This window comes from Polymorphobacter sp. PAMC 29334 (assembly GCF_019431245.1).
Taxonomy (GTDB): Bacteria; Pseudomonadota; Alphaproteobacteria; order Sphingomonadales; family Sphingomonadaceae; genus Polymorphobacter_B; species Polymorphobacter_B megasporae.
In genome coordinates, this window is record NZ_CP080243.1 from 2,185,258 (window position 1) to 2,208,366 (window position 23,109).

The following is a 23,109-nucleotide window of genomic DNA, read 5'->3' on the forward strand; positions in this document are numbered from 1 at the left end:
CATGGCAATCTGGCTCAAGCGCGGCGCAAAGGCCGATCAAAAGGCCGCGATCGACCGGTCGGTGCGCGACACGGTCGAGACGATCCTCGCCGACATCGGGGCGCGCGGTGACGCGGCGGTGCGCGAACTCTCGCAGCGCTTCGACGGCTGGTCGCCCGAAGTGTTCCTGCTGTCCGACCGCGACAAGCAGGATTGCCTCGACCAGTTGAGCGACCTCGACCTGTCCGACATCCAGTTCGCGCAGGATCAAGTCCGCCGCTTTGCCAAGATCCAGCGCGACAGCATCCACGACGTCGAGGTCGAGACGCTTCCCGGCGTCACGCTCGGCCACAAGAACGTGCCGGTCAACGCCGCCGGCTGCTACGTCCCCGGCGGTAAATATCCGCTGCTGGCGTCGGCGCACATGTCGGTCATCACCGCCAAGGTCGCCGGCGTCCCGCGCGTCATTACCTGCGCGCCGCCGTTCCGCGGCAAACCCGCGCCTGCGATCGTCGCGGCGCAGGTCATGGCGGGCGCGGACGAAATCTATGTGCTCGGCGGCATCCAGGCGATCGGCGCGATGGCGCTCGGCACCGAGACGATCGCCCCGGTCGACATGCTCGTCGGCCCCGGCAACGCCTTTGTCGCCGAGGCCAAGCGCCAGCTTTACGGCCGGGTCGGGATCGACCTGTTCGCCGGGCCGACCGAGACGCTGGTGATCGCCGACGAGACCGTCGACGGTGAGCTGTGCGCAACCGATCTGCTCGGGCAGGCCGAACATGGTCCCGACAGCCCGGCGATCCTGCTGACGACGTCGGAGAAGCTCGCGCACGACACGATGGCGGAGATCGAGCGCTTGCTGGCGATCCTGCCTACCGCGCCGATCGCGCGCATCGCGTGGGAGAATTACGGCGAGGTGATCGTCGCCGAGGACCACGCCGAGATGGTCCGCATCGCCGACCAAATCGCCTCCGAGCACGTCCAGGTGATGACCGCGAACGACGACTATTTCCTCGCCAACATGACGAACTACGGCGCGCTGTTCCTCGGTCCGCGGACCAATGTCTCGTTCGGCGACAAGGTGATCGGCACCAACCACACCCTGCCGACCAACAAGGCGGCGCGCTATACCGGCGGGCTGTGGGTGGGGAAGTTCCTCAAGACCTGCACCTACCAGCGCGTCACGACCGATGCGGCGTCGGCGATGATCGGCGAATATTGCTCGCGGCTGTGCTCGCTCGAAGGCTTTGCCGGGCACGGCGAGCAGGCCAACATCCGCGTGCGCCGCTACGGCGGCCGCAACATTCCCTATGCTGGCCGCGCCGAACCGGTCAGCTCAAGCTGAGGGGCGGACGGCGTCGGGCGCGGGTGTCAGCGCCCAGTCGCCGTCGTGCCATTCGAGCAGCAGGCATCCGCCGACGGTATGCTCGTCGAAGCCGTGGATGCTGCGCGCCGGGTTCCACAGGAACGATCCGGCGCGCATCGGTCGGGTGTCGTCGGGCTGGATGTCGCCGTCGAGGCAGAAGATTTCTTCCTGTACCGGATGCCAGTTCGGCCCCGCGCCACGGAAACCTGCGGGGACGCGGAGGAAGCGGGTGTCGGCCTTCGTCTCGGGATCGATCCACAGCACGCGCCGCTCAAACCCGTCCAGCAGGCGGCCGTCGATGATCGGGGTGAACGGCGGGATTGTATAGACGTCCTCGATCACGACCGGCGGGCGGTCCGTCGGGGCGGACCGCAAGTCGAAGATCGCGATCAACGTGGCTCCGACATCGCTCGAGACGGGCAGGGCAGTGGTGCCCGCCGGCAGCATGGCGAAACCCGCCTCGCCAAGCTGCTGGTCGCCAATTTGAAGCGCGCCGTCGAGCACGAAGAGTTGCGTGGTGCCGGAAATTATCACGTCGGACTCAGCGCGCCATTGCGGCGAGAGGGTCACGATCGCGCTCCGCGCGCTGCCGTCGTCGAGCCGCCGCAGCACCCGTAGCGAGACCGCCGCGCCGAGCAGGGTGCCGCTTTGTTCTGGAAGGTCGTCGCGGTGGACGCACACCGAGGTATCGATCGCGAGCTGTGGCACGGCCTGCATCTTCGGGTCCTCCGGTTGGCCGAGCCATCCTGCGCGCGCGCGCCACGACCGCGAGCCTCTGGTCGAAAATCATCGCCTGGCGATTATTTCGCACGCTGATCCTGCGCTCGCGGCGCTGGCGGCGCTAGCATGGGGCGCTTGGAAGCGAACCGGAAATCAGGATCATGCGACCGCAGATCGAAGCGCTCGACGTCGACGCGATGGAATGGCAGCCGCTCGGGCCGCCGGGGCTCCATAGCCGCCTCCTCAGCCGCGATCCCGAAACCGGCGCGCGGACCGCGCTCCAGCGGCTGTCGGTCGAGGGTCGATACAGCCCGCCCAAGGTCGCGCATTTCCATACGACCTATGAGGAAATTCTCGGCGTGTCGGGCTGCTTCAGTTTCGATTCGCGCACGTGGATCCGGCCCGGCGCATATGTTTTTCACCCGCCGCGCACCGTTCACGGCTTCAAGAGTGCGATCCGCGAGGAGTCGACCTTCCTGTCGCGGATCGGGCGCGATCTCGACGTCAATCTGGTCCACGAGCCCGAAGCCGACGACCTGTATGTCGCGCAGGGCGACGCGCCGCCGCGTGCGCCGGTCGCCTATGCCGATGCGGTGGCGTCGCTCGGCTGGCGGTCGGGGATGCTGCTCGGAGCGGCGGTCGCGACGTGTCATCTGAGCCATGATCTCGATAGCGGCGAGGGGTCGGCGCTCGTCTGCCTCCCCGTCGGCTGGGCGGCGTCGCAAGCGTTTCTCGACACTTATCTCGAACTGTTCGTGCTGCAGGGCGCGGTCGGCGTCGGTGCCGTGCCGGGCGCGGATCGCCGCGATTACTTCTTCTATCCCCCCGGCGGCGCGATCGGCGCGCTTCAAACCGACCGGCCGACGATTGTCTATGTCAATTTCGGTGCGGAGGTCGGGGTCTGACCGTCGCCCTGGTCTCGCAGGTCGAGGGCTGCATCGGCATCTGGAGCGTCGCCGCGCTTGCCGGGCAGGTGGACCTCGTCTTCGCCGTAGTCCCGGCGCTCGATGGACCCGAGGCGCGTGCCCTGTGGCGCATCGACAATGTCTTCATGATCGCCGCGGACTGTGCCGACGAGGCCGGCTGGCGCCAAATCGCCGAGGTGCATCAGGCAGCTGTAGGCGAGGTCGACGTGATGGTGCACTGCCCGTCGGAGCACGGCGACGACGCGAAGCGGATCCTGCGGTCGAACTGGCTCGCGCTCCAGCATTCGCACCGCTTCATGGCCAAACACGGCGGCGGGACGATGGTGATCGCTTGCCGCGCGCCGACCCGCGGCGTTTTCGCGCCGGCACTCGATGCCGCGCTCGCGGGCACGCGGCTGTCCGCGACTGCAGCGATCCTCGATGCGATGAAGGTCGGTCTCGCCCCGCGGTGCAACCGGCTGGTTTTCGACGATGACGTAGCAGAGGGTCCGTTCCGTGCGAGCCTGGCGGCTTTGGTCGACGACCGGAGTAGCTTCATGACCGGTGGTGAGCTGCTGCTGTCGGGGAGCGCTGGATCGGACGATACTCGGCTGTCGGGGAAGACGATCCTCGTCACCGGGGCAACGTCGGGGATCGGGCGTGCGACGGCGGTCGAGATCGGACGGCTCGGCGGGTTCGTCGCGGTCGGCGGGCGCAAGCCTAAACTCGCCGATGAGACGCTCGCACTGGTGCGCGCGACGGGCGGCGACGGAATGGTCGTACCCCTCGATGTCACCGATCCGGCGGCGTGGTCGCAAGCGGTCGACGCGGTGATGGCGGCATGCGGGGCGCTTCACGGCCTCGTTAACAATGCCGGCGAGGCCCGCAACAAGCCGATTGCCGCGCTCACCGCCGCCGACTTCGATTTCCTGACCGGGATCAACCTGATGGGGACGATGCTCGGGATCGACGCCTGCTGCGAAGCGCTTGCTGCCAGCGGCGGCGGCGCGATCGTCAACATCGCCTCGGTCGCAGGCATCCGCGCGGCCCCGGGCGGGTCGGCTTATGGCGCGTCGAAGGCGGCGGTGATCGGCCTGAGCCAAAGCTACGCGCGCGCCGAGGGCAATGCGCGCGGAGTGCGGATCAATGCGCTCCAGCCAGGGCTGATCTGGAGCGACAGCGTCGCCGACTCGCTCGGTGAGGAAGGGGCCGCCGCCTTCCGCGCGATGATCGAGCCAAAGACGCCGCTCGGGCGGGTCGGCGCGCCCGACGAAATCGGACGGATGGTCGCCTTCCTGCTGTCCGACGCCGCCGCGCCGATATCGGGTCAGGCAATCAGCGTCTCGGGCGGGCTGGAGTTCAATCTGCCCTGAAGCGCTGCCGGGTCAGTGCGCGGCCCCGGCAAAGCGCGCCGGATAGCGTCCGAGCGTCAGCAGGATCGCGGCGGAGGCGACGAACAGACCGGCCGAGATCAGCAGCACCGGGTGATAGCTGCCGAGATGATCGCGGATCGCGCCGTAGCTGGCGGGCGCGATGCCTGCCCCAAGCCCGAAGATGGCGTACTGGATGCCGTAGAGCTCGCTGAAGTGCCGCCGGCCGAAATAGCGTCCGGTCATATAGGCGACGAGGTCGAACTCGGCCCCGGCAATCAAGCCGATCGCGGCGACGGCGACCGTGCTGCCGACCACGCCGGGCTGCGTCGTCAGTGCGACTGCGGCGATCGTCGCCGGGATGATGAGGATCGTGCCCGCGAGCGGCGCCCACAGCCGGTCTAGCATCCAGCCGCACAGCAGTCTCCCGATCGTCACGCTGATCGCCAGCACCGCGAGGACCTTGGTCGCCGCGCCGGGTGTCAGGCCGTTGTCGGCGAGCAGTGGCATCAGGTTCGGCATTAGACCGCCGGTGCCCGCACCCACGCATAGGGCCGCGATCGCCGCTGCCCAAAAGCGATACTGGCGCAAAGCCTCACGCACCGACAGTCCGTCCGCCTCGACAGCTGCCGTCGGACCCTCGCGCGGCGCGGCTTCCTTGAGCCACACCAGCAGCACGGGCACCGCGATCAGCAGCGGCAGCGCGCCGAGGCCGAGATAGGCGACGCGCCACCCCGGCCCGGCGATGAGCGCGTTGAGATAGAAGGGGAAGATCGCGCCCGAAATGCCGGTGCTCGCCAGCATGATGCCGAGCGCGAGGCCGCGCGCGTGCTCGAACCAGCCGGTGATGACCTTGGCGTACGTCATCGGCAACGTGCCGAGCGAGACGAGCGCGATCAGCACCCAGCCGGCGTAGAAGGTCAGTATATTCGATCCTGTGGTCGACAACAGCATCAGCGCGATGCCGAGCCCGATCGTCGACGCAATCGCGACGCGCCGCGCGCCGATCTTGTCGGTCAGCCGCCCGATGCTCGATCCGAGCAGGACCAGCGCTGCCGTGACGAAGATGATGCCGAACAGGATTTCGCCGCGCGGCCAGCCATATTGCTTCTGCAGCGCGGTCGCGAAGATGCCGGCGGTATAGGCCGGGATCGGCGACAGGCCGAGCCCGGTGCCGACCGAGCAGGCGACGAGCGGGCGCCAGCCGCGGCGGAATTCGGCCGCCTGGAGCGACCAGCGGGATACCGTGTCGTTGCGCTGGTCCACCGTCGCCTCCGTTCGCCTCGCACGACGCCCGCTGGCTGGCACAGCCCGGATGGTCGGGCAAGGCCGGCAGCCGTCGCGATCCCTGGCAATGAAAAGGTATCATGGTGTCGGAGCAGTGATTTGGGTGTTGCCCAATTTATTCACCAGCCGAATATTTTGGATGGATCGCCTAGCGTCGAGACGAGCCTGTGGCATTCTGTCACTAAGCAGTTCTTCGCCCCAGTCCGACGGAAGAATTGAATAAAATGACAGCGAAAATCGACTATTCGCAGAGCGAATAAAAGACAAAGCTCGATTGGTTGAAGTGATATCCACCGCCTAGCCTCCGCTTGTTACCAACACGTGACAATCAAGGGGGACTTGAAATGGCATTCCGCACCGCCACGTCTTTGCGTCTAATGACCCTCGTATCAGGTCTGCTCGGTTCGACCGCAGTCATGGCCCAAGCTGTGCCCGAGCCTGCGCCCGCGTCGGTCGACGCCGCTCCGGTCGCGAGCGGTGACATCGTCGTCACGGCGCGCCGCCGTCAGGAAACTCTCGTCAACGTCCCCATCTCGATCACAGCGTTCTCGGCGCAGCAGATCCAGGAAAAAGGCCTCAACAGCGTCGCCTCGGTCGCGCAGCAGACGCCCGGCCTCCAATTCGACCAGGGCCCCTCCGCCGCCGACATCCGCCCGTCGTTGCGCGGGATCGCGCTGATCGAGGGCCGCTCCGACGTCGCGATCATCGTCGACGGGATCGACGTCACCGGCGTCTCGCTCAACAGCCTGCTCGGCGGCGGCGGCGCGCAGACCGCCGCGTCGTTGATGGACCTCGAGCGGATCGAGGTCGTGAAGGGGCCGCAGACGGTCTATTTCGGCCGCAGCGCCTTCGCCGGCGCAATCCAGTTCATCAGCCGCGATCCGTCGTTCAACCTTGGCGCCAAGGTCGATGCCGCGCTCGGTGACCGCGGCCGTCGCGAGATCACCGCACACATCACCGGCCCGGTCATCGGCGACACCGTCGCTGCAACTATTTCCGCCACGTACCGCAATTTCGACGGCTATTACGTCAACCCTGGCAACGGCCAGCATCTCGGTGGTACCGAGACCGCGGGCGTCGGCGGCTCGGTGCTGGTCAAGACCGGCGACTACACCGCCAAGCTGCATCTCAACTATATCCACGAGCATGACCAGCCGCCCGCCGGCTATGTCGCCCCGCGCACCAATACGACGCTGCTCGGCGTCACCTATGTCGATCAGAAGTTCTTCGACCCGAGCCAGGTCGCGATCTCGTCGAACATCGATTATCTCGGCAACGTCTCCGATACGTATCGCGCCGTCCTCAACCAGAGCCTCAACCTTGGCGGCGGCTTCGCGCTCGACTCGATCACCGGCCTCAACAAGATCGATTCGACGATCCAGTTCGACTTCGACACCAAGCCCGCCAACGTGCCGGTGACGGTCGCGGCCGGTGGCGGCACCTTCAATTGCATCGCGCTCGTGTGCGTTGGCATTTCGGAATTCGACACGCACATGCGGCAGATCAGTCAGGATCTGCGGCTAAGCTATACCTCGCCCAAGCTGCGCGCGATGGTTGGCGGGTACTTCTTCGACGAGCGTTACGGCGAAGTCGATTACAGCCGGTTCGTCGGTTCACAGAGCACGATCGGGGCCACCCGCGCGAACGTGCTCGGGCGGCCGGCAACGCTCGACACCGACACCTATGCGCTGTTCGGCTCGGTCGATTACACGCTCACGGACAAGCTGACGCTTACCGGCGAGCTGCGCTACAGCCACGAGGTCATCGATTCGACCGCGGCGACGGGCTATAATTTCCTGCTCGGCACCGGCAGCAACGCGATCACTTTCGTCGGGCACAAGGCGTTCAACAGCGTGCTGCCGCGCTTCAACGTGAAATACGACGTGAGCGATTCAGCCAATGTCTATGCCAGCGCCGCCAAGGGGTCGAAGCCCGGCGGCTTTAACACCGGGCAGGTCCGCGACGACCTGCGCCCGTTCAAGCAGGAGACGATCTGGACCTACGAAGTCGGCACCAAGGGGCATTTGTTCGATCGCCGGGTGAGCTTCGAGGCCGCGCTTTATTATTCGGACTGGAGCAACGTCCAGGTCACGACGATCTGCTTCGGCAATGCCAGCGCGTTGGGGCCCGAACCGCAGTGCCCAGACGCGACCGCGGTCAGCCTCAACTACATCATCAACGCCAAAAAGGCGGTGGCGAAGGGCGCCGAGATCAACCTCAGCGCCAAGGCGACCGACAAGCTTACGCTCGGCTTCAACTATGCGTACGCCGATTCCAGGTTCAAGGATTTCGAGGCGCGTGACGTTTTCCCGGCGGCGTCGTCGCAGGCGCTGCGCCAATTCGGCGGCAACCTCATGCCGCTGATCCCGAAGCATTCGATGTCGGGGTCGATCCGCTATGAGCAGCCGGTCGACAAGGTCACCGTGTTCGGTGAGTTCGACGGCCGTTACCGCACCTCGCGCTTCGCCCGCTTCGACAACCGCGTGCTGATCGCCGACAAGGCGGTGTTCGACGTTCAGTTCGGCGTGCGCGGCAAGGACTGGTCGCTGCTCGCGTTCGTCGACAACATCATGAACGACCTGACGCCCGAGTTTACGCGATACTACGGCAACTTTAACCCGAGCACGCGCAACGGCGAATATATCTCGGCTCCCGCCAAGCGTGCCTTCGGCGCGCGCGCCAGCAAATCGTTCTAAGAATGGCGTGTACTCCCCGGCAAGACAGCCGGGGAGCTCAACCGATGACTTCGCCTTGGTCGTATCAGGCGTGCGAATTGCCCGCCGTATTCGACAAAGCGATCAGGGCATCGATGTCGAGATGCGTCTCGAGCATGTCGGCGATCTCGTCGAGCGCGCGGTCAATCGATACCGCGTGATCGATGCCGCCCCCGGTGACGCCGAGACTGGCCAGCCAAGCCGCCCGCTGCCCGCCTAGGCCGAACAGGCCATGGACGTACGTGCCGGCGACCCGGCCATCCCGGCTCATGGCACCGTCGTTGCGCGGTGCCTCACCCGGTTCCCCGTCGATCTGGCACACGGGCCGGAGCGTGTCGGGCCCGAAGGTTTCGCCGATGTGCATCTCATAGCCCTCGAAGCGCGCGGCGAGCGCTGAGCCCGTCACATGGTCCAGCCGCTTGTCCGGCGTCAGCCGCGTCTCGACGTCGAGCAGGCCGAGCCCGGCCACAGTCTCTGGAGCGCCTTCGATGCCGTCCGGGTCGCTGATCGACCGGCCGAGGATCTGGTAGCCGCCGCACAGCCCGAGGACACGGCCGCCGCGACGGTGGTGGGCCAATATGTCGATGTCCCAGCCTTCGGCCCGCAAGAAGGCAAGATCGGCGATCGTCGCTTTCGATCCCGCGAGGACGATCAGCGCCGCCTCGGCCGGGATCGGCTGCCCGGGCGGAATCATGCGGACTTCGACGCCGGGATCGAGCTTGAACGGGTCGAGATCGTCGAAGTTGGAAATCCGCGGGGTGATCGGGCAGGCAATGACCGTCCGGGCACGTGCGCCCGCTGCCGGCCGCTCAAGGATGACGGCGTCCTCGCTCGGGAGGCGCGCCGCAGACGTCAGCCACGGCACGACACCAAACCCGCGCCACCCCGACAAGTGCTCGATCTGCCCGTAGCCATCGGTGAATAATGCCGGATCGCCGCGAAACTTGTTGATGATGAACCCGGCAATCATTGCCGCGTCGTCGGGGTCAATGACCGTGCGGGTCCCGACGATCGCCGCGATCACGCCGCCGCGATCGATGTCGCCCACGAGAACGACGGGCACTCGCGCCGCTCGCGCAAAGCCCATGTTGGCGATGTCGCCCGACCGCAGGTTGATCTCCGCCGGCGACCCGGCGCCCTCGACAATGACGATATCGCAGGTCTCGCGTAGCCGGACATAGCTGGCAAGCACATCGCCCAGCAGCGCGCCGCGCGCCTCGCGGAAGTTCCCGGCGCGCAAGGTACCGCGCATCCGGCCATGGACGATCAGCTGCGATGTATGATCGGCCTGCGGCTTGAGCAGGACCGGGTTCATGTCGGTCGTCGGCGGTGTGCGACAGGCGATGGCCTGGGTTGCCTGCGCCCGACCGATCTCGCCGCCGTCGGCAGTGACAGCGACGTTGTTCGACATGTTCTGCGGCTTGAACGGACGCACCGTCAGGCCGCGATTGGCGAGCGCCCGGCACAGGCCGGCGACGAGCACCGACTTGCCGACGTCCGACCCCGTTCCCTGCAGCATCACAGCGCCCACGCCAGACCTCCCGTTATCGCCCAGAGCATCAGGCATGCGCGTCCGTAGACCATCAGCGCCCGTGCGATATCCGCAGCGGATGCATCGGTCCGTCCGTCGCCGATCCACGGCTTGTCGTGGAGCGCGCCGTCGTAGGCAACCGGTCCGCCCAGTCGCAGGCCGAGCCCGCCCGCCATTGCCGCTTCGGTCCAGCCGGCGTTGGGCGAGGCATGGCGGCGGGCATCGCGCAGCATCGTCGCGAAGCCGCCGCCTGACGCGACGCAGATCAGCAAACCGGCCAGTCGCGCCGGGACGAGGTTCAGGCCATCGTCGAGACGGGCAGCAGCCCAGCCGAACGCCCGCCAGCGCGGCTCGCGGTGGCCGATGAGGCTGTCGGCGGTGTTGACTGCCTTATACGCCCAGAGCCCCGGCAGCCCGAGCAGCGCCAGCCAGAACAGCGGAGCAGCCACGCCGTCGCAAAAGCTTTCTGACAGGCTCTCGATCGCCGCGCGGCTGATCCCCGCCTCATCGAGCCCGCTCGTGTCGCGCCCGACGATCATGCCGACGGCCTGCCGGGCGGCGGGCAGGTCGGCCCGTCGCAGCGCTGCGATGATCGGCGTGACATGATCGTGAAGGCTGCGCTGGGCGAGCCCGGGAAAGGCGCACAGGGCGACGGCAATCCATCCCCCTGGTCCGAGAAGGGCATAAAGCCCCAACTGCACCAGCCATGCTCCGCCGCCGGATATCATGAGCAGTAACAGTACCGTCAGTATGCCAAATATCCGCCGGTGTGACTCAGGCTGCGCTGGCTGATTGCCAAGGCGTTCGCACGTGCCAATGACGCGTGCGAACCCGCCGACCGGGTGGCCGATCCGGCGATACACCGCGTCAGGCCAGCCCAATGCGGCGTCGAGCAGCAGTGCCGTCAGGGCAACCGGGTCAGCCACGCAGCGCGCTGTCGAGCCGGGCGAAGTCGGCAGGGTTCCAGGGGACACCGAAGCGCAGCCAGCGCGGGGCGTAATCGAATGGCCGTGTCAGGATTCCTTTGCGAGCAAGGCGATCGAACAGCGAATTCGCCTCGCCCTCGACGAGGCGGAACAATGGGCAGTCGCCGATCGCCACCAATCCGTGGCCGCGTAGAACCTCGTCCAACGCGTTTGCCCGATCGATCAGCTGCACGCGCATCTCCGCAATCCAGTCTGTGTCGGCATAAGCAAGCCGTCCGAGCGCGATCGCCGTCGCCGAAACCGGCCAGCTCCCCAGCCGACGTCGGATGCTGGCCAGCACCGGGTCCGGCGCGATCACGAAGCCGAGCCTTACCCCGGCGAGGCCAAAGAATTTGCCGAATGAGCGCAGCACGATGATCCGCTCGCGCGATCCGAGAAGCGGGACCATGCTGATATTGGGCATCGCGTCGGCAAAGGCCTCGTCGATGACAAGCCAGCCACCCGAACGGCCCAGCCGCGCGGAAATATCCGAGAGGTGCTGCGGGTCGAGCCGCCGGCCGTCGGGATTATTCGGATTGGCGATGAGAATCGTGCCGCCGGAATCGGCAGCGGTTTCGAGCGCGTCAGCGGCAATCGCCGTCGCTTCCGGGAAAATATCACGGTGCGTGCCATAGCCGGGCGCCACGTAACGGTAAGGCGGCGGCAGGCCGACGTCGTTGAGCAGTCTCAAGCCAAGCTCGGTGCCGGGGAGCGCCGCGACCTGCGCGGGCAGGGCGCCAAACTGGCTCGCAGCAGCTGCTTCGAGCGCTGCAAGCGCACTCGGCGACGGCAGGGCGCGCAGATCGATCAGCGGATCGATCGCCGGCGTCCAGGCGGACGGGTTGATCCCCGTCGACAGGTCGAGCCACGGCAACGGCGCATCGGGATACAGGCTGCGCGCCGCATCGACCCGCCCGCCGTGCTCGGTCAATGGTGCCACGCCGGACTTTCGAAATAACGCGGTCCGCTTCGAAAGCGCCCCGCACGCGCCGTGCAGAAACGAACCAACTGCCCTGTCTGACTGGAGAATGGTGAACGCACCTGGGTTCGAACCAGGGACCCGCTGATTAAGAGTCAGCTGCTCTACCAACTGAGCTATGCGTCCATCGTACCCGAGCATCGCGTCGAGCGAGAGGGGCGGATAGCATCGGTTTTCGGGCTTGTCTAGCGAAAGACCTACCGCCCGAGCGCTTCGCCCTTGCCGCGGGCGATACCCATGACGATGCCCAGCAGGATCAGCACCGTCATCATCGCCGAGCCGCCGTAGCTGACCAGCGGCAGCGGGATGCCGACGACCGGGGCAAGGCCGGTGACCATCATCATGTTGATCGCGAGATAAAAGAATAATGTCACCCCAAGCCCCATTGCCGCGAGCCGGGCGAACGGAGCGCGGGCCGACAGCGCGACGCGGATCGCCCAGACGAGGATGATGCTGAACAATGCGAGGATGAACAGCCCGCCTGCAAGTCCCCATTCCTCCGCCATCGTCGCGAAGATGAAGTCGGTGTGGAGCTCGGGCAGATAGTCGAGGTGGCTTTGGGTGCCGTGAAGGAAGCCTTTGCCGAACAGCCCGCCGCTGCCGATCGCGATCTTCGACTGGGTGATGTGATACCCAGCGCCGAGCGGATCGCTCGCGGGGTCGAGGAAGATCAGCACGCGCTTGCGCTGGTAATCGTGCATCATCGACCAGACGACGGGGAGGGCGGCTCCGGCGGCAGCTCCGGCGCCGAGGAATAACCACATCGACACGCCCGCAAGGAACATCATCACCACCCCGCCGAAGGTGATCGCAAGCGCGGTGCCGAGATCTGGCTGGAGCATGACGAGCGCGGCGGGCATCGCGATCAGGACGAGCGGCGGCCCGAGCGTGATCAGCTTCCCGGCATATTGGCGCGGAACGTAATGATAGTAGCGGGCGAGCGCGAGAATGATCGCGAGCTTCATGAACTCCGACGGCTGGAGCTGGATGATGCCGAGGTCGAGCCAGCGGCGGCTGCCCCCGCCGATCGCGCCCAATGCTTCGACGCCGATCAATCCGAGCAGGACCGCGCCATAAAGCGGGTATGCCCATTTGAGCCACATCTCGACCGGCACCCGCGACAGGCCGAGCATCGCCACGAGCAGGACGCCGAAACGTATCCCCTGCTTGAGCGCCCACGGCTGGAAGCTGCCCCCCGCCGCCGAATACAGCACGACGAGCCCGAAGCCGCCGACCGTGACGATCGCTGCGATCACCGCCCACGGCAGTTCGCGGAGGCGCGCCGACCAAAAGCCGTTCAGCATGACCCGCTCATTCGTCCACCGGGCCTGACGGTTCGGAGTCGGGGGTCAGGCTCGCCGCGACTGCGGCGGCATCGACCGGCATCGACGCAGCCTTGGCGGCGGCCTCGGCGGCAGCAAGCGCGGCGGCCTTCTTCGCCTCGTAAGCGCGTTCGAGCGGGGCGAGGGTCGCCATCGCGCGCTCGGGTTCGAACAAATACGTCATCACATCACGCGCGATGATCCCGGCAGCGGCACCGTGGTTGCCGTGTTCAAGGACGACGCTGATCGCGTATTTCGGCGCGTCGGCGGGGGCGAAGGCGACGAACAGGCCGTGGTCGCGATATTTCCACGGCTGGAGCTCGCTCTTCGTTCGCCCCGCGCGGCGGTCGGCCTTGCTGATGTTCCGCACCTGCGCCGATCCGGTTTTGCCCGCCATCTGAATACCGTCGACCAGCAGTCGGGTGGTCTTGCCGCTACCGCCAGGGCTGTTGACGACGTTGGTCATACCGGTGCGGACGACCGCCAGGTGCTCGGGCGGGATATCGAGCGGGGGCGGTGCGACGTGCGGATCGTCGGCGAACAGGCGGGGCTCGACCGCGTTGCCGCTCGCGAGCCGCGCCGCCATCACCGCCAGCTGAAGCGGGTTGGCGACGATATAGCCCTGGCCAATCGACGTATTGAGCGTGTCGCCGATGCCCCACGGTTTCTTGTAGCGCGCGAGCTTCCATGCGGTGTTCGGAATGATGCCCGCCGACTGGCCGGGCAGCGGCAGGTCGAACTTCTGCCCGAGTCCGAACTTGTGGGCGGTGGCGGCGATCGCATCGACCCCGACCGCGCGACCGAAGGTATAGAAATAGACGTCGCAGCTCTGCGGGATCGCCTTGTGGAGATCGACCCGCCCATGGCCGCGCTTCGACCAGCAGTGCCACGCGGCGTTGCCGAGCCGGTAGGTGCCGGTGCAATTGCACGCGGCGTCGGCGCTGATCCCGCTGCCGAGGATTGCGAGCGCGGTCATCGTCTTGAAGGTCGAGCCCGGGGGGTACAGTCCCTGCGCGCTCTTGTTGATCAGCGGGTGATGATCGTCGGCCTGGAGCTCGGCCCACAGCTTCGCGGTGACCCGGGTCGAGAAGGCGTTGGGGTCGTACGCTGGCATCGACACCATGCACAGGACATCACCGGTGGCGCAGTCCATCACGACGACGCTCGCCGAATTGTCTGTCAGGCGGCGTGCGGCGTAATTCTGCAGGTCGCGGTCGATCGTCAGCCGCAGCGTCTTGCCGGGGATGTCGGCGCGCGTGTCGAGGTCGCGGATTACTCGCCCGCGCGCATTGACCTCGACCCGGCGCGCGCCCGCGGTGCCGCGCAGCCGGGCGTCGGCGCGCCGCTCGATACCGTCCTTGCCGATCTTATAGCCGGGGAAGATCAGCAGCGGGTCGTGCGTCACCGCGAATTGCTCGGGCGTCGGAGTCCCGACGTATCCGATCAGATGCGCGAAATGATCGCCGCCCGGATAGACCCGGAGGAAGCCCGGCAGCGGCTGGACTCCCGGCAGGTCGGGAAGGTTGACGTTGATCGCGGCGAAAGTCGGCCAGCTCAGGCCGTGCGCGATCTCGACCGGCATGTATTTCGGCTGGCGCGCGACGTCGCTGCGGATGCGCTCGATATCCTCCGCCGTCAGCGGCAGGACCTTGCCCACCGCGGCGAGCGTCGCGTCGAGATCGGTCACCGCCTCGGGGATCAATTCGAGCCGGTAATCGGGCTGGTTCAAAGCGAGCGGCTTGCCTTGCCGGTCGACGATCCATCCGCGACGCGGCGGGATCAGCCGGAGCGAGACGCGGTTGCCCTCGGCGAGCAGCGCGTATTTCTCGCCCTGCCAAATCGACAGGTACGCCATGCGGCCCGCAAGCGTCAGCCCGACCGCGCCCATCGCTCCGCCGACGACGAACGCGCGGCGGCTGAATTGCTGGTTGCCTGCAGCGGGACCGGCGAGGCGTGCTGAGCCGCCGCCGGAGATGATTTCGGACGACATCAGCACAGCCTCACCGCGCCGCCTGCAGCCGCCGCTGGATCGAGGCGAACAGCAGGACGATGGCGGGATAAGCGAGGATCGTCGTCGCTGCCTGGACGAGCAGCGGGGTCAGCGGACCGTGCGTGCCCGCGAGCGCGAGCAGCCACCATTGCAAAAGCTCGAAGGCGACGATGACCCCGCTCGCGAGCAGCCAGTCGAAGCCGTAGCGGTGGGTGCCGTAGCGCGCCTCGACGAGCCGGACGAACAGCGCGACCGCCGGCAGCAGCGTCGCGTTGATCCCGAGCGGCAGGCCGAACAGGATATCGCACGCGACGCCGATCAGGAACGCGAGCCACGGCGGCATCAGCCCCGGCTGGAAGGTCGCCCAGACGAAAACGCCAAGCAGCCCGAGGTGCGGCAGGATCGGCACGCTGGCAAAGATCGGCACCGTCATCGCCGCCACGAGGACAAGCGTGACGATCGCGGGGACGACGCGCTCGACCTGCGCCTGCCACCAGCGCACCCGGTCGGAGGGGCCGAGCAGGCGATACGGCGCGTTCAATGCTTCTTCGCTTCGCGCGGCACCGGTACCGCGTCGACGGGGGGCGCCTCGGCCTGTGCCGGGATCGGCAGATACGCGCGGACGATCGCGACATAGCTCAGCGTCGCCGGGTCGGCGTAGGGCAGCGCGTGTGGCGGCTCGGCGGTGTCGGTGACCACCGCGACTGGGATCTGCGGCGCGAACAGCCCGCCCGCGCCCGACGTCACCAGCCGGTCGCCGACCTTCAACGGCACCTCCGCCCCGAGCCGGTCGTGGACTTCGAGCAGGCGTCCAGCAGCGCCGACCGCGAGCGCGGGCTGGCCGGTGCGAACGATGATCACGGGCACCCGGCTGTTGGTGTCGGTGAGCAGCAGGATCCGCGCGGCGTGCTCGCCCGCCTCGACCGTCCGCCCGACGAGCCCGGCATCGGCGCGAACGGCCTGTCCGGCGAACACCCCGTTGGCGTGCCCGGCGGCGACCATCGCGGTCCGGGCGTAGCTGCCGATCGACGCCCCGGCAAAGCGCGTCACGGCAACGACTTCGGTCCGCGGCTCGATGACATGGAGGAGCTTCTTCAGCGCGATATTCTCGGTGATCGCGGCGTCGCGGCTCTGCAGGTCGAGCCGATCGCGGGCGACTTCGGCAGTCAGGACACGGTTGCGCGGAACGGTCGCGATATACTCACCGATCGCATCGACGCCGCCGCCGAGCCAGTCAAACGGCGCGCGGACGGTCGCCCAGAACGGCGCCACGAGGTCGGCGGTCCCGCTTCGCAGCCGGTTGGTATATGCCGGGTTGACGCGGCTGAGGACGAGCAGCAGCAGCGCGGTGGCGAGCACCGCGCCGGTCACGACGGCGCCGATCAACGCAAGATTCTGCTCGCGCCTCGCGTACGACGTCCGGCGCGGCGGCGGCCAGTCCATGGCGCGGCTCCCGGGCTCAAACTCAGGCGGTGGTCAGGACGCCGCGGTACATCGGGTCCTCGAGCGCGCGCCCGGTGCCGAGCGCGACGCACGTCAACGGATCGTCGGCGACCGTCACCGGCAGCCCGGTCGCCTCGCGCAGCACGTCGGCGAGTTCGTGGAGCAGCGCGCCGCCGCCGGTCAGGACGATGCCCTGGTCGACGATGTCGGCGGCGAGTTCGGGCTGGGTATTCTCGAGCGCGAGGCGGACGCCCTCGACGATCGCCGACACCGGCTCGGCGAGCGCGTCGGCGATCTGCGCTTGATTGATCGTGATTTCCTTCGGCACGCCGTTCATCAGGTCGCGGCCCTTGATCTCCATCGTCAACCCGACCCCGTCGGCGGGCGCGCGGGCGATCCCGATCTGCTTCTTGATCCGCTCGGCGGTCATCTCGCCGATCAGCAGGTTATGGTTGCGGCGGACGTAGCTGACGATCGCCTCGTCCATCTTGTCGCCGCCGACGCGGACGCTGGTGGTGTAGGCGAGGCCGCGCAGCGACAGCACCGCGACTTCGGTCGTGCCGCCGCCGATGTCGACGACCATGCTGCCGATGGGCTCGGTCACCGGCATCCCCGCGCCGATCGCCGCCGCCATCGGCTCCTCGATCAGATAGACCTGGCTCGCCCCGGCGTTGTTCGCAGCATCGCGGATCGCGCGTTTCTCGACCGAGGTGCTGCCCGACGGGACGCAGATGACGATCTGCGGAAAGCGCGGGAACTTCGAGGTGTGGACCTTGCCGATGAAATATTTGATCATCTGCTCGGCGACGTCGATGTCGGCGATGACGCCGTCGCGCAACGGGCGGATCGTCTCGACGTTGCCGGGGGTCTTGCCCATCATCATCCGCGCATCGCTGCCGACCGCCTTGACCGTGCGCCGCCCGTTGATCGTCTCGATCGCGACGACCGACGGTTCGTTGAGTACGATACCGCGCCCCCGGACATAGACCAAGGTATTCGCCGTCCCGAGGTCGATCGCCATGTCCTGGCTCAGGAACGAGAACATGCGGCTGAAAATCGACATTATTTTTCCGGAACTGCTTGAGGGCGCGAGCGCCCCCGCATTAGGCGCGGGCAGGGTGAATTGGCAAGGTCGATGGTCGCCGCGCCGGAGATGACGGCGGGCGTTCGACGCGCTACGGGAACGTCGTGCCGATCCGCCGCCTGCCCGACCAGCTCGTCAACCAGATCGCCGCCGGCGAGGTCGTCGAACGCCCGGCGTCGGCGCTCAAGGAGCTCGTCGAGAACGCGATCGACGCCGGCGCACGCCGGATCGTCGTCGAGCTCGCGGCGGGCGGGGTCGATTACCTCCAGGTCGCCGACGACGGCATGGGAATGGACGCCGACGAGCTGCGGCTCGCAGTCGAACGCCACGCGACGTCGAAGCTGCCCGATGGCGACCTGTCGGCGATTGCGACGCTCGGCTTCCGCGGCGAGGCGCTGCCGTCGATCGCAAGCGTCGCGCGGCTGACGCTCGCCAGCCGCACCGCGCAAGGAACCGGCTGGGCGCTGACGATCGACCACGGCCGCGTCGTCGCCGATGGCCCGGCGGCGCGAGGGAGCGGCACGACGGTGACGGTCGAAGGACTGTTCGTGCAGGTCCCGGCGCGGCGCAAATTCCTCAAGTCGATCCGCTCCGAGTTGGGCGCGTGCGTCGACGTCGTCCGGCGGCTGGCGATGGCGACCCCGCACGTCGCCTTCGAACTGCGCCACGACGGGCGGCGGCTGCTCAGCGCGGATGCGCCCGACGGCGGTTTGCTCTGCCACGATGGCGGCGACAGCCCGCTCCCTGCGCGGCTCGCCGCGCTGCTCGGGGCCGACTTCGCCGAGAATGCAGTACCGATCGACCTGCTCCGCGACGAGCTGACCCTCGGCGGGCTGGCGGGGCTGCCGACCTTCAGCCGCGGCGTCGCCGACCACCAGTTCCTCTTCGTCAACCGCCGCCCGGTCCGCGACCGGCTCCTCGTCGGCGCGGTCCGCGGGGCGTATCAAGACCTGCTCGCGCGCGACCGCCACCCCGTCGTCGCGCTGTTCCTCGACGTCCCTGCCGATTTCGTCGACGTCAACGTCCACCCGGCGAAGACCGAGGTCCGTTTCCGCGACGCCGCGCTCGTCCGCGGGATGATCGTCTCGGGCCTGCGCCGCGCGCTCGACGCCGCCGGGCACCGCGCGAGCACGACCGTCGCGGTCGGCGCGCTCGCCGCGTTCCAGCCGGGATCGCCCGCCGCTTTTCCGCCGACACTCCCGTTTGCCGGCGCAGCCTACGCTCCCCCGGTCTGGTCCGACGGCGAGGCGAGCGTTCACGTCGCCGACGCCCATCCCGCATGGTTCGCCCCCGCCGCGCGCACCGAGGCCCCCGCGCCGATGAACGGCTTCCCGATGGGGGTCGCGCGCGCGCAGGTCGCAGGGACGTACATCGTCGCCGAGACCCCCGACGGCATGATCCTCGTCGACCAGCACGCCGCACACGAGCGGCTGACGCTCGAACGGATGAAGGCCGCGCGGGCCGGGGGCAGCGTCGCCGCGCAGGCGCTGCTGCTGCCGCAGGTCGTCGAGGTCGACGAGAACGCCGCTGCACACCTCGTCGAACACGCCGCCGACTTCGCCGCATTGGGCCTCGACATCGAGGGCTTCGGCCCGAAGGCGGTCCTCGTCCGCGCCACCCCCGCGCTGCTCGGCGCAGTCGACGCCACCGCGCTCGTCCGCGACCTCGCCGACGACCTCGCCGCCTTCGACGCCGCCCCGGGATTGGCCGAACGCCTCGACGCGGTCGCCGCGACGATGGCCTGCCACGGCAGCGTGCGGGCAGGGCGAGTGCTGTCGGTCACGGAGATGAACGCGCTCCTCCGCGAGATGGAGGTCACGCCGCATTCGGGGCAGTGCAACCACGGGCGGCCGACGTGGGTGAAGCTCGCGCGGGTCGATCTGGAGAAGTTGTTCGGGCGGCGGTGAGGGCGGGATGAGGGATCGAAGTGGCTTATCGCCGACGAGCAGTGGTTGAAATGAAAGCAACAAGCAGACGGGCGGTTTTCTGTCAGATCCATTGACACACGCTCCGATCAGTTAGACACGTTGGGGGGTGCTACATTCTCGACGTGTTCGAGGTCTGTTCTGCAGAGTCGGACAAGTCTGATCGCCTGAAATTGAGACCAGCTGCAATCAGCGGGATCAGAATGCCAACGCGCGCATTGCACTGCCGATCAGTATGCCGGAGCGCATCGGGATTCATCTATTATGCCGCTTCCACGTATCCGTGACTGAGTGTTGACCCTCGCTGCGCCGTTGATCAGCAGCTCCTACGACACCTGCGCCGCGAGCAATTGCCCACATTTCGCAGGACCAGCGACTCAATCGACTTGGGCCAGCACGGACAGACCGTTGGCGTATCCGTATTCAAAGCCTACCGACTAAAAGCTAACGCTGTACTGCCTAGTCCAGGCGACAACAAGTGTCGCAACGACACGCTAGTGCAATCAAAACTTCTCTCACGAGACATCCGACACGGTCTTAGTAAATTCTATCTATTGCTATGTTCTTAAACTATCTCGCAATAACCAAGATTAAGAGAAGCGCGATTAACTCGAACATTAAAGAGCATTGAGTGAAAATAACAAGTTGTCGGTATTGACTCGTCAGGACAGTGGCCACAACTATGGTGGACTGGGGATTTCTGCTAAGATATAGGGAATATTTATGATCAAAAATATACCTGCACTGCTTATGATGGCGATAGCGATACCGTTTTCAACTCCAGTGTACGCACAAGCCTTGTCTCCAGAAGCGCGAGAGGCTGCGTACTGGTCCTGTAGGTCAGAGTATGTGCGTCGTAATATGGGTGATGACGACGCCGCCAACGCGTATTGCATGAACAAATATTATCCAGAGGGTCAGTATCAACTGCCAGCGGGAACCCCTTGTGCAGACTTTGGCTGCGAAGATACGAGGCCGTTATAGCGGGTCGGATAACTAGTCGTAGTTACCTAAGAATAGGTCTGCCACGAGACTATTTTCAAACAGCATGCTCGCAGTTCTTGCCGCCGAGTTCAGATACTAGAACCGGCGGCAAGTTTGCAGCGTTACACTATTCCAACATCGCATAGTAAGATGCGCTACAGCAGGGTCTGGGCGGAAGCGGTCGCGAAAATCAGCGCGTAAGTTTGCGCGATGGATGTCGCCTCGTGTGGGGCATTGCAACCGTGACGACGAACTTGAGTCGAGCTGCCGCGGGTAAACTGCAGAAGTTGTTAGGGCGGCGCTGATTAGTGTTCACGAAATCGCGGATGCTCGGGCGATCCGCCCTGAGGACGCCGGATCGCCCTTCGGGCATCCGGCCACGCCCGCCGGTGTCTTCCGCGACCAGCGGTCGGGCTGCTTGCGCTGCCACTCCGTTCGCGGGCAGCGAACATAACCACCATCCTCGGCCTTTGACGATACGATCGTCCGGACGACGGACGCGGCGATCGGGGAGGCGACGATGAAGATCGCGGCGGCGATCATCAACGGCTTGGCGGCCGGGGGAATTTTCGGCAGCGATCGGCCGCGCTTGGTCGGCTCGGGCAGACCGACTGGTAGCAGCGCGACGATGCCGATCAGGATGACCCCAATTGCGGCGAGCAGGCCGGTCGCGTCGATCGCGCTCAGCTCGATCAGAGGTGCGCGGTTGGCAAGGCCGCCGAACGCACCGCCGAGGCCGTACCCCGAATACAGCGCGACGGCACCGCCGCCCCCGAGGAGGCAAAATCCAAGCAGCTTCGACTTCGCAGCAGGGGTCGTTTCAACCATGCGACGGACCTTCACAGGTGGCTGCTTCGGCGACTCAAAGCGACGAAAAGCAACCCTCCGATTTACCGACGACGGCGCGATCGCGCTTGTGAAGCGGTTGGCCTCATCGGTCGAGCCACGCTAGTCTCGACAGCTGGAGGGCGCGGGACACCGGCGGTATCGAAAACCCACCCTGCGATCCGCTCGTCGCCGGTCTCCCACTCGTCGGGCCTTGTCCACGGCTGCCAGTACTTCAGGCGCAGCGCGCGCACGAGTTTTGGCCAGAAGGGGAGCATGGCGATCAAGCCAACGCCGAATACGATTATGCCGGAATCGGCTGGCGGATTGTTTAGAGTCGACAGGTACAATATTATCAGAAAGATTACTGCGAGTGGAAGCGCGACTACACAATACATTCCAATGTAAAAATAGAGCAAAACACCCCAATATCGTCGTAATTTCATCCCAAGAATAAGTGGAATGGCGAGAATAGCCCAAACCGCTATGGAAGCTGCTGCTATTGGAAAGGCGGTGCCGAACCCGCCGGGCAGCCACGGTGCCGCTGCCAGCGCAGTGAAACCGAGAATTCCCGGGGTGTAGACCGTCATCAGGCCAAGGCCCCAGCTTGTTCCCTTCGGAGCCAAACCCGGCGGCCGGTCGAGTGGGTTGCCAGTCACTGACGTACAGCTTTGCCGACGGCACTCGCGCGCATTTCAAATTTCACATCTTTCGGCATTCCATGCTCCGGCTCGAGAAGCTTGAGATAATTTTCGTCAGCCGTCCGCTGCCGTTCGCTCAATACCATCGCCGGCGGCGAGCCGACAAGCAGACCTGTTCCGACGGGCGTGGCGACGAATGAAGCTGTCACGTCACGCGCCGCAACCACGCGCATTCGGTGCGTCAGATTTAGTGCGGCTTGGCGATGCGCTTCAGCTTGGCGTGCCAGCACTCGCACCTTATGCATTCGCCTGTTGACCGGCCCCGGGTGTTTGGTCGGATTGTGAATGCCTTCTACTCGTTCCCGAGCAAGCGCCGTCAGCTTGTCGCTGCTCTCTGCACCAATCAGCGCTTCGCGCGCCTCACGGCTCAGCTTGCCGACCTCGACAAGAGCACGCGCGCCACCCACCGGAATATCAAATAGCGTAAGCCCAGTACCGATAATCCTGAACCATTGTACCCACTGGGCACTCTCCTGCTTTTCGCTCATGGTTTTGTTGCCCAGCAGTTCAGGGACAAATACAGAGCCGTCAGCGAATAGCAGCATAATTGAGCCGATTCCGGCGGCAGCCCCAGTGACAATAGCAAGGGCGCCGAGTTCGGGGCTCAGCGCGATCACGAACGCCGCGCCAGCAACGACACCGATGGCATCGACCGCGACGCCGACACCATCGGCAACCTTCTTGTGTCGCAACAGGTAGCGGTGAGCTGGTTCCCACACATTGTCTCGAACAGCACCGACGACAGCTTGCGACATCGCCATCTGGGCTTGGGCATTGTCGATCTCGGCTTGGCCTTCGAGCTCCATAACTTGCCAGAACATAGCCTCGGCTCGTTCCAAAAAGCTGTCCGACTTAGCAGGCTTTGGTGGCGCTGGCGGCGGTGCTGAGACATGTAGGCGAAGAACGTTCAGATATGTGCCATGCCCATCGGCACTTGGCTGTGCCCGGCGGAGAAGCGTCAACGTGGTCCCATCAGACCAAGTTACCCCGCAGCGGGGATCAACTGCGCGATCGACGAA

The 23,109-nt window shown here is 66.1% G+C and carries 18 protein-coding genes and 1 tRNA gene; 5 read left to right on the forward strand and 14 right to left on the reverse strand.

The features are described from left to right. The first annotated feature begins 1 nt into the window (after position 1). Positions 2-1,324 (forward strand): histidinol dehydrogenase, encoded by a 1,323-nt coding sequence (gene hisD, locus KZX46_RS14070; protein WP_219774525.1) that lies wholly within the window; start codon positions 2-4, stop codon positions 1,322-1,324. Here hisD and KZX46_RS14075 read toward each other — a convergent pair. Further along, positions 1,316-2,062 (reverse strand): DUF4437 domain-containing protein, encoded by a 747-nt coding sequence (locus KZX46_RS14075; RefSeq protein ID WP_216707453.1) that lies wholly within the window; start codon positions 2,060-2,062, stop codon positions 1,316-1,318. The two genes, hisD and KZX46_RS14075, sit on opposite strands and share 9 nt — an antisense overlap. 164 nt (positions 2,063-2,226) lie before the next feature. Here KZX46_RS14075 and KZX46_RS14080 point away from each other — a divergent pair, with 164 nt between their 5' ends. Both KZX46_RS14080 and KZX46_RS14085 read left to right on the forward strand, forming a co-directional pair. Continuing rightward, a complete protein-coding gene (locus KZX46_RS14080; protein ID WP_219774526.1) occupies positions 2,227-2,970 on the forward strand; it encodes a hypothetical protein in 744 nt (247 codons plus the stop codon). Between the two features lie 68 nt (positions 2,971-3,038). Then, complete coding sequence (locus KZX46_RS14085) at positions 3,039-4,343, forward strand: SDR family NAD(P)-dependent oxidoreductase (protein WP_219774527.1); 1,305 nt, start codon at positions 3,039-3,041, stop codon at positions 4,341-4,343. A 12-nt stretch (positions 4,344-4,355) separates the two neighbouring features. On the opposite strand, the gene KZX46_RS14090 is transcribed toward KZX46_RS14085, so the two are convergent. Then, positions 4,356-5,606: an MFS transporter gene (locus tag KZX46_RS14090; RefSeq protein ID WP_219774528.1), complete on the reverse strand. Its 1,251-nt coding sequence runs from the start codon at positions 5,604-5,606 to the stop codon at positions 4,356-4,358. 398 nt (positions 5,607-6,004) lie between these two features. Here KZX46_RS14090 and KZX46_RS14095 point away from each other — a divergent pair, with 398 nt between their 5' ends. Beyond that, positions 6,005-8,323 carry a TonB-dependent receptor gene (locus KZX46_RS14095; protein WP_219774529.1) on the forward strand — a complete coding sequence of 773 codons (2,319 nt, stop codon included), beginning with the start codon at positions 6,005-6,007 and terminating at the stop codon, positions 8,321-8,323. 64 nt (positions 8,324-8,387) lie between these two features. Here KZX46_RS14095 and KZX46_RS14100 read toward each other — a convergent pair whose 3' ends face one another. The 9 genes from KZX46_RS14100 to KZX46_RS14140 form a co-directional block, all read right to left on the reverse strand. After that, complete coding sequence (locus KZX46_RS14100; protein WP_219774530.1) at positions 8,388-9,872, reverse strand: cobyric acid synthase; 1,485 nt, start codon at positions 9,870-9,872, stop codon at positions 8,388-8,390. Next, a complete protein-coding gene (gene cbiB, locus KZX46_RS14105; RefSeq protein WP_219774531.1) occupies positions 9,860-10,798 on the reverse strand; it encodes an adenosylcobinamide-phosphate synthase CbiB in 939 nt (312 codons plus the stop codon). The genes KZX46_RS14100 and cbiB overlap by 13 nt, the downstream gene beginning before the upstream one ends. After that, positions 10,791-11,777, reverse strand: a complete 987-nt coding sequence (locus KZX46_RS14110; RefSeq protein WP_219774532.1) for an aminotransferase class I/II-fold pyridoxal phosphate-dependent enzyme — start codon at positions 11,775-11,777, stop codon at positions 10,791-10,793. Before KZX46_RS14110 ends, cbiB begins: the two co-directional genes overlap by 8 nt. 89 nt (positions 11,778-11,866) lie before the next feature. Continuing rightward, a tRNA-Lys gene (locus KZX46_RS14115) sits at positions 11,867-11,942 on the reverse strand. A 71-nt stretch (positions 11,943-12,013) separates the two neighbouring features. Then, the gene (gene rodA / locus KZX46_RS14120) at positions 12,014-13,120 is read right to left on the reverse strand and encodes a rod shape-determining protein RodA (RefSeq protein ID WP_219774533.1); all 1,107 of its coding nucleotides are present in this window, start codon (positions 13,118-13,120) and stop codon (positions 12,014-12,016) included. A 7-nt stretch (positions 13,121-13,127) separates the two neighbouring features. Then, positions 13,128-15,128 (reverse strand): penicillin-binding protein 2, encoded by a 2,001-nt coding sequence (mrdA, locus tag KZX46_RS14125; protein WP_219774534.1) that lies wholly within the window; start codon positions 15,126-15,128, stop codon positions 13,128-13,130. Positions 15,129-15,138: 10 nt separating this feature from the next. Further along, entirely contained in the window at positions 15,139-15,669 is a 531-nt protein-coding gene (mreD, locus tag KZX46_RS14130) for a rod shape-determining protein MreD (RefSeq protein WP_219774535.1), read from the reverse strand. Continuing rightward, a complete protein-coding gene (gene mreC / locus KZX46_RS14135) occupies positions 15,666-16,571 on the reverse strand; it encodes a rod shape-determining protein MreC (protein ID WP_219774536.1) in 906 nt (301 codons plus the stop codon). Before mreC ends, mreD begins: the two co-directional genes overlap by 4 nt. Before the next feature lie 22 nt (positions 16,572-16,593). Next, complete coding sequence (locus KZX46_RS14140; protein ID WP_304610421.1) at positions 16,594-17,634, reverse strand: rod shape-determining protein; 1,041 nt, start codon at positions 17,632-17,634, stop codon at positions 16,594-16,596. A 125-nt stretch (positions 17,635-17,759) separates the two neighbouring features. Here KZX46_RS14140 and mutL point away from each other — a divergent pair, with 125 nt between their 5' ends. Next, entirely contained in the window at positions 17,760-19,562 is a 1,803-nt protein-coding gene (gene mutL / locus KZX46_RS14145) for a DNA mismatch repair endonuclease MutL (protein WP_219774537.1), read from the forward strand. A gap of 1,314 nt (positions 19,563-20,876) precedes the next feature. Here the strand turns inward: mutL and KZX46_RS14150 are convergent. The 3 genes from KZX46_RS14150 to KZX46_RS14160 form a co-directional block, all read right to left on the reverse strand. After that, entirely contained in the window at positions 20,877-21,392 is a 516-nt protein-coding gene (locus KZX46_RS14150) for a hypothetical protein (protein WP_219774538.1), read from the reverse strand. A 62-nt stretch (positions 21,393-21,454) separates the two neighbouring features. Further along, the gene (locus KZX46_RS14155) at positions 21,455-21,979 is read right to left on the reverse strand and encodes a hypothetical protein (RefSeq protein ID WP_219774539.1); all 525 of its coding nucleotides are present in this window, start codon (positions 21,977-21,979) and stop codon (positions 21,455-21,457) included. A 65-nt stretch (positions 21,980-22,044) separates the two neighbouring features. Next, complete coding sequence (locus KZX46_RS14160) at positions 22,045-22,911, reverse strand: hypothetical protein (RefSeq protein WP_219774540.1); 867 nt, start codon at positions 22,909-22,911, stop codon at positions 22,045-22,047. Positions 22,912-23,109 lie beyond the last annotated feature (198 nt).